Source organism: Agriterribacter humi, assembly GCF_009192765.1.
GTDB lineage: Bacteria > Bacteroidota > Bacteroidia > Chitinophagales > Chitinophagaceae > Agriterribacter > Agriterribacter humi.
In genome coordinates this window covers 599,612-614,599 of record NZ_VOHQ01000001.1, presented here as the reverse complement: position 1 = coordinate 614,599, position 14,988 = coordinate 599,612, and the positions used below count along the sequence as shown (strand labels likewise).

The window sequence follows — 14,988 nt, the reverse complement described above, 5'->3', positions numbered from 1 at the left end:
TTAGTTATTGTTGATTGGTGTTGCATTTTTAATTATTGCTTTCTTTTTCAGTTTCCATTTCTTTTTGGCGCTTCTGTTTTTTAAACATATTCTTTCTCAATCCCCCAAAACGTAACCCCACATGAAAATCTACCTGCTTTGAATTGCCGAACAAAGCGGTAAGCACACTGCCTGAGCCTACAACTAATTGCCCCAGGCGAAGGGATACGCCTGCATTGAGTTTGGTTAACTGATTATAATTAACGGGTATATACAAACCCAGCTTTCTGCCTTCTATACGGGGTGTAACAGTAATGGAGGAATAATAATAGCTGTTCCAGGCTTTGTTGGAGGCATCTACTAAACTTAGCTGCCCGGCAACGTTAATATAAAAACCTTTATTGAAATGATAATCCGCATCAACGCGTAGCGAAGAAGGCAGTGCCACTTTATATTTTTTATCGCTACTAACTGCACCAGGTGTAAAGTATTGCGGGTGCCCATCAAAATAGTTTTTAAGATCATCAACCGGCACGTCGGCCAATTCATTTACATACCATTTTTCGGAGCCTGTAATATCCATGTTGTAGGCGCCGCTGCGCTGCATATCTTTTTCATATTGAAGGGAACCGATATCAAGTAAGGCCACGCCAATCCTTAATTTGTATTTATTCATGTCTTTTCTCCAACTGTTATCATCAAGCCGGTACTTGTCATAATCGGGCCTAAATTCATATACAAAGCCTATATCAGCGCCAATGCCCGTGCTTTTAAAAGTGAGCAACTGACTGGCTTCAAAATCATCAAGATTTATGCCGCCAAACCCTAACTGCATGTTGCCGGTACTGTTTTGCAAATAGGCTTCCTCTTTTACATCATCAAAATTTAATGTACCCTTAAGGCTATTAATATTAAGATAGGCGTTAGCGGCGCCAGCCAGGTATTTGAGCGTGAGCCCGCCTTTAAAAAAATGTTTATCCTTATCGGTGATTACCATAGCGTAGGAAAGCCCGTATTCCGTCCATCCGTTTATGCCAACGCCCATATTCGCATTGGAGTTAATGCTGTAAGGAAAAGCAATATCGCCCGATGAGCCATCTATTATTTGATTTGCCAGTGCAGCGTCTATTTCGTTGGCGTTTTCCATTACCCTTGCACGCGTGGTAAGCGCGATAGCGCTTTTTTTACTGGTATTGATCATCAGGGAAGGTCCGTTCATTATCACATTTGCCAGGGCATTTGTTAAGCCTGCGTTTTTGCCAATGAATTGATTGAGTATAGAGTCGCCGAAGGTTTGCCCAATGTTTTTAAGGTTAAAGGAGGCCTGGTTATTACCCACATAAGTATTTAGGGAAAACAAATTAAAATCCCAACTATAACGGCTATCCGCAATATTGGCGGGATTAAAAAAAGCACCGTTAACGCCGGTATAATTTCCACTGTTGTAACCGGGGAAATCCTGGGCGCTCAATTGACCTGAAGCGAACAGGGCGATAATGCCAAGTGTTTTATAAATGCGCATATAAAGGGTTTATGTGTTGACGAAAAAGATTGTTATTCAGATTTTTTTAAGAAGATAATGCTAAGGGTTAAAAGGACATTCATTGCTTTTTACCTGTTAGTAATGATTTATCGGAATTTTATTAAACCGGCCTTTTAAGTTGGTGGCAATTGGAAGCCGTTACTGTTGAGCTCGCAGACAGAGCCGAAACTTAGTGAAAAGGAATCAGAGGCAGTATTGTTTTCCATTTTTTCAATTTTCAGGTAGCTCTCAGCAACATTACCACCATTGCCTCCAAAATAGGTATTGAAGGAAACGACAACTGCATTGTTGGCATGTGCGTGTACAAAAATAGAAGCACCTCTTGTGTCACTAATGCTCAACCAGTTTCCCGCACCATCTTTATGATGCGACAGGCTGTAAGTTGCACCCACTGTTAATTCACCCTGGGTTCCTCCCGTCCATTCAATTGAATTTAAGAATCTGTCGTGGCCTTTAAAATCATAAGTAGAATCACACAGGTCCCAGAAATTGGTTTGGGTATCATCATTCTCTAGCGTCTTATTCCGGAATTCAAAATTTAAAAAAGTGGTATCGCCATGTGTTGTTATTATGAATGGCGAGGAAAAAGTTGCTACTCCATAATGAGGCTCATTTATTCCCACAGCATTGGCATAATAGGCGACATAGGCCTTACTGTCATCGGGCAGGCCATTGCCGTTGTTTTTATCGGGATCTGTAGCATTCTCTTTGAAACACATGCAATAAATGGAACTGATGGCTGCAAATAACAAGAGGAATTTTAAAGCTGTTGATTTCATATTACTGGGTTTGAGTTTTTTAAAAATCATTGGTCAAAACTGAAAGGGAAGCCCATCTCATCAAACCGTTTTAAGCCCGGTTTACCACCGTATTTTCCCCGGTATAGTAAAAATGGTTTTGAAAAGGATAATGAACGGAACCCGCTATTGCGTATCTTTCATTAGGAGGAGTCTTTTGTTTGGCATCACTTTACCGATACAAATATTGCACACTATAAAAACCAGGACAATACAAAGCAGTTGGTATTTTTTTAGATTTTCCATCAGGCTATCTTGTGGTTGGAAACGCGGATATCTTATTTATTCGTTTAACCATACGCCGGGTGGTGCGTGGAGACGCGCACCACCCGGCGTATGAGGAGATTATCTTGTGGCCCGAAATGGAGTTATTTTAAATATTTTTTTAGAACTGGAATGCGATTTAAAAAAATCATACTGCTTTCGTTTTCTATTTTGAGCTGGCTGCTGACTTATTCACAGCCAGTTCAGTTAAAAGATTTTTCTCAGGAGAAATATATATTCATTAATGGCTTTACCGATTATCTAAAAACTACTAATCCTATCCCGCTGGATTCAATTCTTCAACCACGAACGCAGGAGCAATTTGTCAGGCTTGAAAATAAGAAAGTGCTATTTATAGGATATGATCCGTATTACTATTGGTACAGGTTTAGCATCTCTAATAAGGATACTTTAAATAAGGATATTATTTTACTTCTGGGCGGTCTCGGCATACACGAGGCTGATTTATGGCAACGAAAAAATAACCGCTCTATTTTTTCAGGAAGATCCGGTTATCAGTACCCCTTCGACAAAAGGCCTTATCCATATGTGCATCATGCGTTTCCAATGACTATTGCCGCATATAGCACCGACACTTTTTATATTAGAATGGACGAAAGCCATGCGTATAAAAGCACCGCGTTTGTATTGGTAGAACCTGCAAGTATGCGAAAGTTTGAACATCGATTCTATTTTATAATGGGTATCATAATAGGATTATTGTTGCTGTTTTCAATTTTCAACCTGTATTTATTTATCTCTGTAAAAGAAAAAATTCATTTGTGGTATAGCCTGTACATATTCGCCATTTTGTTTTTTCTTATAAAGCAGGAGGGAATTGATGCGGAATTTTTAGGATTGGATTCAGACCAAGGCTACAGAACCACTTACATGGGTGCTGTTGCCAGCCTGGCTGTAGGTTTTTTGCTGCAGGTGGTGCAATTGTTTTTAATGAATATTAAACCAAAAAGTTTTCTGTACAAAATAATGCTTTTAACAAAATGGTCTTCATTTGTTACTGCAATTATTCAATTCATTGTTTTTTACGTTCGGCCCGATTACAAAATTGAGCGATTTGTTTTTGAATGGTCCAACAAAACCGCATTGCTTGCTTTTATGCTTATTTTGATTTCCTGTATTTATAGTTTTTATAAAGGCTTTAAACCTGCATTATTTATATTGATCGGTCAATCCCTTTTTATTATAGGCGGAATCAGCAGAGCACTTTTTATAGGCACTGAAAGTTATATCTTCCCACCCTCCCTGTTTGAAACAGGATTAGTAGCCGAAGTGGTAATCATTTCATTTGGATTAATGTACCGCTACAACTTGTATAAAAAGGAGAAAGAGCAATTAACCTTTCAACTACAGGAACAAAAAATAAACGCAGCACAGGAAATACTCTTTGCGCAGGAGCAGGAGCAAAAGCGCATTGCGGAAGACCTGCACGATGAACTGGGCGGCAACCTGGCCGCCATTAAAATGACTTTGCAAACCCTGGATTTGCCCGGTGAGCAATCCGATGCATTAACCGGGCTTATTGATAAAGCCTCCACTAACGCCCGCAATATATCGCATAACCTGATGCCCCCCGAGTTTATTGAAACCAGGCTGGATGACCTGTTGAGGAATTATTATACCAGGCTAAATACAGAAGGAACTATAAAGTTTCACTTTCATTATTCGGGGATTGACGAAAAGTTTAATAAAAAAGATGAACTGATGATTTACCGCATTATCATGGAGCTTACCAGCAATATCATCAGGCATTCAAAAGCCACTGACGCCACCATACAATTGGTATATCATGAAAAGCAACTGGCGATTATGTCCGAAGATAATGGCAAAGGATTTATTTCCGATACGCAGACGGGCATCGGATTAAAAAATATTCGTTCCAGGGTAAATTACCTTAACGGCACAATGAATATTGATTCGGGAATGCACGGCACTACGGTTATGTTTCATATCCCTTACAAAAAACAGCAGGATGAATAATATAAACATCATAATTGCCGATGACCATGATTTGTTTATTCATGGATTGCAGTTGCTGCTGAAGGCAGAACCTTATTTAGAAATATTGGATATTGCACGCGATGGAAAAGAACTACTGGATATTTTAGATAAAAAACTTCCGGATATTGTTTTGCTTGATATCAATATGCCCAAAATGAATGGACTGGAATCAGCACGTTTTATAAAGCAGGCTTATCCCACGGTAAAAATTATTATGCTTTCCACTTATAACGAAGATCACCTGGTAGAGAAAGCAAAACAATATGGTGCTAATGCCTACCTGCTTAAAAACAGCAGTAGGGAAGAGCTGTTGCAGGCTATCGGGCTTGTAATGGAAGGGCATAGCTGTTTTCCTTATCGTTTGCCCAAAACAGATAATGGTTTTAATGCGGGCGACAGCTTTTTGAAACAATTCAATCTTACCAAACGCGAAGCCGAAATGATACAGTTGCTCAAGAAAGGATTAACCAATCAGCAGATTGCCGATACCTTATTTCTAAGCGTGTATACCGTGGAAACTCATAGAAAGAACATTATGCAGAAACTGGATTTAAAAACACCCGCTGCTTTAATGAAATTTATAATGGAACATAACCTGTAATGAATAGCCCATATTGTCGCAGGCATCCTTTATTTTATAATATCGTACTGCATTTTAAATTCCGACAGATCAGGTTTATATTTCCGCTCCCGGTTTAATTCGTGTCGGTACAGTACTTCACCCAAATATTTCATAAATGGAAACCCAACCGTATTATAGTCATAAACGCCATCATTAATAATATTATCCTCATTGCAGTAAATAACCGCGCTCAGCATAAACTCAACCTGGTTTTCAAAATCTGCTATATAGGCGGCATCGGTTAAAAAACCATAGGCGCCCCCAATCTTATTGAATATGCGAACACCTCGTGGTAGCATAGCTTTTTTATCGGCCCCCAGCAACAGAAATTTGCAGGAAGCATCATAATACAAAGAGTCATATGGAGGGTAAACTGTTTCCTGCGGTAATTGCGACATGTATTGCCGTACAAAGCGGTAATCTTCAGGTGTAATATTAAACCGCTCACCCGCAGGAACTGATTGTGGGAATATTATGCTGCGCAGCATATGATGAAGGTCCTCTAATGAGATACGGTTTTTAATGGAAAAATTCATGGGCTCGTTTATCAATACCTCATCTTTATAATATCCTTTTCCCAGCCGGTCATTTCTTTGCAAATAGGGAGTAGTGCTGTATTGCATGGGCTGATCATAAATAACTTTTCCCTGTGCATTCCTGAACTGTACAGGATTGGTATGGCGGTTTTCATCATCCGGTAGCGCAATATTGAGGCGGTGATTGATTTGCACATCCTTATATCCTTTGCTATGCAATTGATCATTAATATATTGTTGTCCTAAAAATTCATACAAACGGTTGAAAGCATTGTTATCACTCACCAAGAATATTTTTTTAATATATTGTTCCACCGACGGGCTTCCATCCGGAGTAGTGGGATCATTGTAAACGGCAGTTTCACCACTGTAATCGCTTTCAGTTATCATTGTGGTGTGGCGGTTAAGTCCTGCTATATTGAGTTCATTCAAGCGCTGTAAAGCCAATAGCGCCACCGGCATTTTAACCGTAGAAGCAGGATAGAAATAAGCTTTTGAATTTACGTGAAAGTAGTAATCTGTAAAATGGGGATTATTATCAGCATCCCTGTTTATTTGCGTGTAAATGATCTGTACTTTAAAGTCTGTTCTTTTTTTGAGTATTGAATCAAAATATTGCGGGTATTGCTGAAGCAGGTTTTCCAAAAAGGCATCTGTGCGGCTGCTGTCTTTTTGGGGAACAGGTTTCTCTGCTGTTACAGCAACGGTATCTTTCGGGTTTATTTTAGTAGTATCAGTGATGGAGTCTATTATTTCAATTGAATCCGTTACCCCAATAACATTATCATTATTGTTATCCGGCGCTATGGATTTTTGAGTGGTTTTACAGGCGAAGAATGAAATTACCGTGAACGTTATTAGTGATAGGATATCGCGTTTTATATGCATTATGTAAAGTTTATGATTTATCGTTTTCTCCCTGCAGTCAGTTTTTATTGCGGGATTTGTTCTACTGTAAACATTTTAATATTTTTTTATGAAAATACCAATTATTGTTGCTTTATCCACCCCCGCATACCTTGTGGCTAAAATGCAATGAAGCCAATGTTGCCATTAGCACCTAAGCTGTAATGGTAAAAGAAGCAAAGATGCATATATAATAAATTGCTTTAATCCGGCATACCGTTCCTGCACATTCATAAGCACCCGTAACCTATGCTTGTAAAGCAATTGAGAAAAGAAAAGCACTTCGGGGAGAACTGTTTTTATGCCACAAATTCATGTTGAAACCCCTATCTTTGCCCCCACTTTAAACTTTTGTAAACGCTTTTTTGTATGCAACTGAAAGGTTTGGTCTCTGTTTTTGCGATTGCATTGATTGCTATATCCCTTTACCAACTGCATTTTACATGGGTGGTACATAACCACGAGGGGAAGATGGAAAAACAAGCCCTTAACTGGGTAAATTCTCATTATAACGGCGCTTCACAGGAAGCCAAAGATTCTGCCTATGAGCGCAGATTAAGCCGCTTATTGGACAGTACCAAAGGAAAAATCATTACTTACGGCATTAACGGCGCTACCAGTTACCAAAAAGCCAAGGAACAGGAATTAAGCCTGGGATTGGATTTACAGGGTGGTATGAGCGTAACGCTTGAGGTGGAACTGGAAAACCTGCTGCGGTCTATTTCCAACAGTCCCAAGGATGCTAACCTGAACAAGGCTTTGGAACTTGCCAGTCAGCGTAAAGGAACAACAGACGCTGATTATATAAGCCTGTTTGCAACAGCATATAAAGAAGTAAACCCTTCCGGGAAATTATCGGGTTTATTTGCCAATGCCGGCCAGCGCAACATTAAATTGGAAGATTCTGACGACCAGGTTGTTGCCAAGTTAAGAACGATGGCAGGAGAGGCCTTTCAAAATACTTTCAGGGTATTAACCAAGCGCATTGACCAGTTTGGCGTGGCTCAGCCCAATATTAACCCCGATCCGCGCAAGGGTACGATAAGTGTGGAGCTGGCGGGTGTAAAAGATGATCCTGAAAGAGTACGTAAAATATTACAGGCTACCGCCAACATGCAGTTTTGGGAAGTGTATACAGGTAATGAACTGGCACAGTCTTTTACACAGGCCGAAGAAACGTTGAAGAAAATGGGCGGCGAAAGTAAACCGGCTGCCGACACAAGTCAAAAAGCCACGGATACTGCACAAACCGCTGCTGCTTCTGCCGATACTACTAAAACACTTTCGTTAAACGAGCTCTCCACCGATACGAATCAGGCAAAAGATATTGGCGTTGCACCCTCAACTACCCATACCATACTTGGTTTATTGATGCAGGCTCCGCAGGGTGATGCGGCGATTGCCTATGTGCAGGTAAAAGACACCGCCTTATTAAATCAAAACCTTAATACTGTACAGGATATCTTTCCGGCCAATGCCCGTTTTTTGTATGGCATTGCACCAAAAGGGGCGGGTACAACTTCAAATGTGCTTCCGCTATATGCGATCAAAACACGCGATGGCGATAAAGCGCCCCTTGAAGGAGATGATGTGGAAGAATCTACTATTTCTTACGATGAGCGTGGCAGACCTGCAGTTTCACTGAGGATGACCAAGCAGGGAACAAAAAAATGGGCAGATCTCACTACGGAAAATGTAAACAAACCGGTAGCCATCGCGCTGGATAATATTATCTATTCAGCACCTAATGTTATCAATCCCATATTAGATGGCAACTCCCAGATTTCCGGCAGTTTTACCGTAGAAGAAGCTTCTGATCTGGCAAATATCCTCCAGTCGGGTCAGTTAGCTGCACCGGCAAGAATTGTACAGGAACAAATGGTCGGTCCTACGCTGGGTGCGGAAGCCGTTAGAGGTGGCGCTATGTCTTTCGTCATTTCTTTTGCGGTAATATTCGCCCTTATGTTATTGTATTTTAATACCAGTGGCTGGATCGCCAACATAACATTAATATTAAACCTGTTCTTCACTATTGGTGTTTTAAGCGGTTTGGGCGCTACATTAACGTCTGCGAGTATTGCAGCATTGGTGCTTGCAATTGGGATGGCAGTAGACACCAACGTGATTATATTTGAACGTATCAAGGAAGAAATAACCTGGGGACGAAGCTATGCTATGGCCGTAGACCATGGGTATAACCGGTCGTTGCCGCCGGTGCTTGATGCGCACGTTACCACGTTACTAACCGCAATCATCCTGTATATTTTTGGCATGGGGCCTATTAAAGGTTTTGCCACTACGCAAATTATTGCCGTGGTATTGAACCTGTTTTGTGGTATTCTTATCGCCAGGCTGGTTTCCGAATGGTGGACAAACAAAAAAGGACGTCACTTTGAATACTTCACTAAGCTGTCCCGCACTATATTTAAAAAGGCGCATTTCAAATTCGTTGAGGCGCGTAAATATGCCTATGCTATCTCTGTAGTGGTATTTATATTTGGAATTGGGTCTTTCTTTTACGGATTTGATGAAGGGGTTGAATATAAGGGTGGAAGAAGTTATACCATTCATTTTGATCATGCCCAGGAAAACAATGATGTAAAGAATGCTTTGCAAAAGGTTTTTGGCGAATATCCTGTAGTAAAAACAGTAGGTGATGCGCGTACTCTCAATATCACTACAGCTTTTCAGAAAGAAAATCCTTCGCGTACAGCGGATTCTTTGGTTGAAGCAACTTTATATGGAGGGCTTAAGCCATTTTTAGCCGAAGGAGCAACTGCTTCCGATTTTAAAAGGGTATACCTGCAAAGCTCGCAAAGCGTTCAGCCTTCTATTTCGGAAGACCTGAAGCGTGGCGCTGTAACTGCTACGATTGTATCCATAATTCTTATTTTCTTTTATATTTTTCTCCGTTTCCGCGACTGGAGATTTTCGCTCGGTACTATCTTTTCACTGGTGCATGATGTATTTGTTACACTGGCGGTGTTTTCTTTCTTCAGGCATATTATGCCCTTCCCGCTCGAAATTGACCAGCACTTTATTGCCGCGATATTAACGGTAGTAGGGTTTTCGATGAATGATACGGTGGTTGTATTTGACCGTATTCGTGAATATAGCAGAACAATGAAAGGAGAAAGTAAAACCAAAATTATTAATGCGGCTATTAATGATACTTTAAGCCGTACCGTTATGACATCGGTAACTGTATTTATTGTTTTAGTGGTTTTATTCATTTTTGGCGGAGAAGTAACAAGAGGATTTTCTTTTGCTATGCTGATCGGTGTAATAACAGGTATCTATTCCTCGATATTTGTCGCTGCGCCTATATTGGTTGACTTTGCAAAAGATAAACCTTTGGGTAAGTTAACTTCCGAAGAAACAAAACAGCGGGCTAAAGCAAAACAGGCCGCTGCCGCCGCGCACTAACAAAATCGTTTCTATAAACCAACCCCGGGTAAGCAGTCCGGGGTTTTTTATTGCAGTAACTTAGCTTTGCTATCATTCATTCACTAATCCCGTTAACAGGCATTGACCATTGATGAATTATATATGTACCGTTGCCTCCAACTGGCTCAGGCCGGGGCGGGACACGTTGCACCTAACCCGATGGTAGGCGCTGTACTGGTGTACAATAACCGAATAATAGGCGAAGGCTACCACCGGGAGTATGGCATGCCTCATGCCGAAGTGAATTGTATTGCATCGGTAAAAAAAGAAGACCTGCACCTGGTTAATAAAAGCGTGATGTACGTATCGCTGGAACCTTGTGCACATTATGGTAAAACCCCACCCTGCGCCGATCTTATTGTACAACATCGCATCCCCAAAGTAGTAATTGGCTGCAGGGATCCTTTTCCGGAAGTAAACGGAAAGGGAATTGAAAAACTTTTGGCGGCAGGTGTAACCGTTGCAACAGGTGTATTGGAAAAAGAATGCCGGCAATTGAATAAACGGTTCTTTACATTTCATACACAGCATAGTCCTTATATAATACTTAAATGGGCTCAAAGCAGTGATGGAGCCATAGCCGCTGCTGGTGGTTCCGCTGTGCAAATCAGCAATGTATACAGCAACAGGCTGGTGCATCGCTGGCGCAGTGAGGAATGCGCTATTTTGGTAGGAACCAGAACTGCCATGCTTGATGATCCTGCCTTAACCACACGATTATGGCCGGGTAAAAACGCCGTAAGGCTGGTTATTGACAGGGAGTTGAAACTGCCTGCCTCTTTACGGTTGTTTGATGAAACTGCTCCGACTGTTATTTTCAATGAACTCAGGAATACAGTTTCGATGGATGGAAATAATGTTTTTACGGATGGAAGAAACTGGTATTACCAGTTTAAGCAGGATACAAGTATCATTCATCAGCTTATGAACGCCCTGTATCAACTGCGTATACAAAGTGTGCTGGTAGAAGGCGGGGCAAAATTACTGCAATCTTTTATAAATGAAAACAGGTGGAATGAAGCAAGGATTATTACGAATGAAACATTGCGGATTCCCGGAGGTATTAAAGCGCCGGAACTGGCACAGGCGCAAATGATAAGGGAAGATCATTTGTTTTCCGACAGGATTGAGCATTATATTAATCCTTCAGTATTGGTTTAAGTATTGGTATATACTGTGCGGGAGAGCGATTTATTCAGGATAATGACAAGCATATGGATTTTTATTATACAGTTGAGCAAAGGGCAATGGCAGAATTTAAAGACAGGGGAAGCCGGTTTATTGCCTGTTTAATTCCGCTTGCATCGGTTGGTGATTTTAAAAAAGAATTGGAGACTGTTAAAAAGGAATATCCCAAAGCTACGCACTATTGTTTTGCTTACCGGGTGGGATTGGATGGAAATAATTTCCGTGTTAGTGATGATGGTGAACCTTCGGGCACTGCCGGAAAACCTGTTCTCGGCCTTATGGAAAGCAGGCAGCTTACCAATGTGCTGATAGTGGTGGTCCGTTACTTCGGAGGCACTTTACTGGGCGTGCCAGGTTTAATTAACGCGTACCGATCGGCGGCCGCCCTGGTGCTGCAAACCGTACCTGTTGTGCAAAAAGCCATCGAACGGAACTACAAACTCCAATTCGACTATACTATTATGAATAGTATCATGACAATCATTAAACAGTATAATTGCAGCATAACGGAACAGCAATTGCAACTATTTTGTACTATGACAATTGGTATACCACAAAACCGGCTGGAAGAAGTGTTGTTCAAATTGAAAGAAATAAGAGGGCTGGAGATAAATGCTGAGGTGTGAGTTGCCGGGTGCAGGTTACAGGTCTCAGGTTTCAGGGAACAAGTTTCAAGGAGAAACAAAAGTTGCAGGTCTCCGTTCCCGGCAACTGACTAAAGTATAGTAATGATTTGTAATGGAATGTGCGTGCCTTGTAACTTGCAACATGTAACCCATCTTACCACTACTTATGATACTGCAGCATCCATTCATAAACATTCATGCCGTTTTCTTTGTAAGAAGGATTGGTGGCTTTTGTCCATGCATCGTGGCCACCGGTTGGCCATAAGGTCATCCTGGCTTTGGGATTTGGATTGTAGCTGTTGATAAGCCGTACAAAATCTTTTGTTTTTTGTACAGGTGCCGCCGGATCATCTTCATTGTGAAATGTCCACACAGGTATATTTTTTGACGCTATTGCTTTTGTGTTTGAAACGGTTGCAGTATTGGAAGCGCAAATGGGTGCAACTGCTGCTGCCATTTCTCCATATTTAGATGCGAAATTCCATGTGGTATTACCTCCTAAGCTCAGCCCTGTAACATATATTCTGGTGGTATCCACCCTTAATTTGGTGATGGCATATTTTATCATGGCGCGTACATCTTCAGGTGTTGTCCAGCTTTTAACCTGTGGGGAAAGCACAATAAAAGAGAAGTGTTTGCCTCCTGCTGTAAAGCTGGGAGGGAATTTCTTTTTATTGATGAGGTTGGGAACTGCATTTTTTAATACTTTGGGTAAGTCTGTTGTGCCGTTACCCATTTCTCCGGCTCCATGAAGGAAGATGAGCAAAGGATAATGTTTTGTTGTTGAGTCGTAACGTGCGGGCAATGCCCTGTAAAATCCGGCGCAATTGGCTGTAACATTATAATGAACCGCCACCTGAATTGGGGGGAGGGTTTCAATAATATCAATATCTGGTTTAGTGCTGCTACCGTCTGCGTTTAAGCCGGCGTTTTCTTTTTTGCAGGAAATGAAAATGCTATGGAGTAAAAGAATACATAACAATTTTGCAATTGCAGGTTTCATGGGATCAGATTTTATAAATAACGGATTATCGCCGTTGTTTATTCAAATCTGGTGCCGGTTGTAGTTGATAAATGTGAAAATTTATTCTTCCATTTCTCTTTTGATCGTTTCGGAAATGGCTACCAGTACTTTATCAATCCGGTGCCCGTCCATATCGGCTACTTCAAAAGTAAATCCCCGCCAGTCAAGCCTGTCGCCGGTATGTGGAATGCGTTCTAATTGATGTAAGATAAATCCTGCAAGCGTATCAAAATCATGCTCGCCTTCATTCATCCATTCTGTTTTTTCAAAGGTTCTTAAAAAATCGTAAAAAGGGATCTGACCATCTACAAAGTAAGTGCCGTCTTCTCTTTCCGTTATCTCGTAGTCTTCTTCATCTGTTTCTGGTATGTCTCCCACAATGGCTTCCAAAATATCGTTGAGCGTGATCATGCCCAGGAGACTTCCATATTCATCTACTACAAAACAGCAATGTATTTTTGTTTCCTTAAACCTTTCCAGCACCTGGTAGGCTGTATTGTTTTCGGGTACAAACAGTGTAGGTTGCATGATCTCGGCAAGCAATGTGCTGTTTTCATGCACATACAGGTCTTTAATGGATACCACGCCCTTTATATTGTCAATATCACCATCACAAACAGGGTATACGGAGTGTGGTTCGGCGATGATCTTTTCTTTTATTTTTTCTTCGTCTTTATGAAGACTGAACCAAACAATATCATTCCGGTGGGTCATTAATGATGTAATGTTCCTGTCGCCAAGATGAAAGACACGCTCAATGATTTCCTGTTCGGCTTCTTCAATGGTTCCCTGCTCCGTTCCTTCACTAATGATCGCCTTGATCTCTTCTTCTGTTACCTGGGTGTCTTTTCCTTTTATGTTCAATAATTTAACGGTATAATGGGTTGACCTGCTTAAAAACCAAACAAAGGGATAGGCTATTTTGCTGAGTATGCGCATGGGCGCGGCAACCAGTTTGGCTATACTTTCCGGCCGCGAAAGTCCAATCCGTTTGGGAACCAGTTCGCCTAATATGAGTGTAAAATAGGTAAGGATAATTACAATAATGGCTGTGGCGGATGCGCTTGCATAAGGGCCGATCCATTCGAACCTGTTGAGATAAGCAATCAAATCTGTTTTTAATGCTTCACCTGAGAAGATACCGGTTAAAATGCCGATAAGGGTAATGCCAATTTGTACAGTAGAAAAAAAAGCATCGGGTTTCTCCATGAGTTTTAATGCCTCTTTTGCCCTTTTGTCGCCCTTTGCTGCCTGTGTTTCTAATCGTGTTTTCCGGGAAGATACCAGTGCCATCTCTGCCATGGAAAAAATGCCGTTCAATAAAATTAATCCCAGTATAATCAAAATTTCGATCATAATGTATGAAGTTAAGCTAAAGTGGGTAAACCTGCTTTCTTATTGAAAGTCCAGGCAGTACCCATGCCAATAGCGCAGCCCAGCAAGGCTCCGCAGGCAATATCCAATGGAAAATGTACACCAACATATACCTGGGCATATGATATGGCAAAGGCCCATGCAAACAATATCCATCTCCATGCCAATGGGATAAATAAAAGGGTTTTAAAAGCAAACATGGCCATGCCAAAATGATTGGCGGCATGCGAAGAAGTAAAGCTATATGGTCCGCCGCAACCTACAACCTGCCGTACCGAATCGGCAAGAAATGGATCGGCGCATGGCCTTAAACGGCCTACCCAGGGCTTAATTACGGAACTGCTGAGCATATCAGTTATAGCAAATGTTATCAGGAAAAAAGCGATCCAGCCAAAACCTTTCTTTTTAAAATTTATTAATATAAAAACAAGGGTGAACAGGTATAGGGGCGACCAGAAGAACTGGTTCCTTAACAAGGGCAAAAGCCAGTCTAAAAAGGAATTATGCCATTGCCTGTTTATCTTAAAAAATAATTCAATATCATACCGGATCAGGTTGTTCATGCCAAAAGAATTTTAGTATGGAACAGCGCTGTTGTAGCTATGCTGTGGGATTTTGCCAGATAAACAGATGTATGATAAAGTGTGAAGAACCAACGGTTGC

General features: G+C 41.1%; 11 protein-coding genes. 5 read left to right on the top strand and 6 right to left on the bottom strand.

The window, feature by feature from the left end; all coding sequences use genetic code 11:
- Nucleotides 1-28 precede the first annotated feature (28 nt).
- Nucleotides 29-1,501, bottom strand: a complete 1,473-nt coding sequence (locus FRX45_RS02330) for a DUF5723 family protein (protein WP_152266766.1) — start codon at nt 1,499-1,501, stop codon at nt 29-31.
- Nucleotides 1,502-1,635: 134 nt separating this feature from the next.
- Nucleotides 1,636-2,301: a hypothetical protein gene (locus FRX45_RS02325; RefSeq protein ID WP_152266765.1), complete on the bottom strand. Its 666-nt coding sequence runs from the start codon at nt 2,299-2,301 to the stop codon at nt 1,636-1,638.
- Between the two features lie 414 nt (nt 2,302-2,715).
- On the opposite strand from FRX45_RS02325, the gene FRX45_RS02320 reads away from it, so the two are divergent.
- Both FRX45_RS02320 and FRX45_RS02315 read left to right on the top strand, forming a co-directional pair.
- Complete coding sequence (locus tag FRX45_RS02320; protein WP_193311556.1) at nt 2,716-4,581, top strand: sensor histidine kinase; 1,866 nt, start codon at nt 2,716-2,718, stop codon at nt 4,579-4,581.
- Nucleotides 4,574-5,203, top strand: coding sequence for a response regulator transcription factor (locus tag FRX45_RS02315; RefSeq protein WP_152266763.1), 630 nt, complete (start codon nt 4,574-4,576; stop codon nt 5,201-5,203). Before FRX45_RS02320 ends, FRX45_RS02315 begins: the two co-directional genes overlap by 8 nt.
- Nucleotides 5,204-5,232: 29 nt before the next feature.
- Here the strand turns inward: FRX45_RS02315 and FRX45_RS02310 are convergent, their stop codons facing one another.
- Nucleotides 5,233-6,648 (bottom strand): serine hydrolase, encoded by a 1,416-nt coding sequence (locus FRX45_RS02310; protein WP_152266762.1) that lies wholly within the window; start codon nt 6,646-6,648, stop codon nt 5,233-5,235.
- 387 nt (nt 6,649-7,035) lie between these two features.
- Between FRX45_RS02310 and secDF the strand changes: the two genes are divergently transcribed.
- The 3 genes from secDF (at nt 7,036) to FRX45_RS02295 (ending at nt 11,927) form a co-directional block, all read left to right on the top strand.
- Nucleotides 7,036-10,092: a protein translocase subunit SecDF gene (secDF, locus tag FRX45_RS02305; protein WP_152266761.1), complete on the top strand. Its 3,057-nt coding sequence runs from the start codon at nt 7,036-7,038 to the stop codon at nt 10,090-10,092.
- 102 nt (nt 10,093-10,194) lie between these two features.
- Nucleotides 10,195-11,274 (top strand): bifunctional diaminohydroxyphosphoribosylaminopyrimidine deaminase/5-amino-6-(5-phosphoribosylamino)uracil reductase RibD, encoded by a 1,080-nt coding sequence (gene ribD / locus FRX45_RS02300; protein ID WP_394350016.1) that lies wholly within the window; start codon nt 10,195-10,197, stop codon nt 11,272-11,274.
- Between the two features lie 53 nt (nt 11,275-11,327).
- Nucleotides 11,328-11,927, top strand: coding sequence for an IMPACT family protein (locus tag FRX45_RS02295; protein WP_152266759.1), 600 nt, complete (start codon nt 11,328-11,330; stop codon nt 11,925-11,927).
- Between the two features lie 160 nt (nt 11,928-12,087).
- On the opposite strand, the gene FRX45_RS02290 is transcribed toward FRX45_RS02295, so the two are convergent.
- The 3 genes from FRX45_RS02290 to FRX45_RS02280 form a co-directional block, all read right to left on the bottom strand.
- Nucleotides 12,088-12,930 carry a carboxylesterase family protein gene (locus tag FRX45_RS02290; RefSeq protein ID WP_152266758.1) on the bottom strand — a complete coding sequence of 281 codons (843 nt, stop codon included), beginning with the start codon at nt 12,928-12,930 and terminating at the stop codon, nt 12,088-12,090.
- 81 nt (nt 12,931-13,011) lie between these two features.
- The gene (locus FRX45_RS02285) at nt 13,012-14,307 is read right to left on the bottom strand and encodes a hemolysin family protein (protein WP_226804882.1); all 1,296 of its coding nucleotides are present in this window, start codon (nt 14,305-14,307) and stop codon (nt 13,012-13,014) included.
- A gap of 11 nt (nt 14,308-14,318) precedes the next feature.
- On the bottom strand, nt 14,319-14,888 hold the full coding sequence (locus tag FRX45_RS02280) for a phosphatase PAP2 family protein (RefSeq protein WP_152266757.1): 570 nt from the start codon (nt 14,886-14,888) through the stop codon (nt 14,319-14,321).
- Nucleotides 14,889-14,988: the final 100 nt, after the last annotated feature.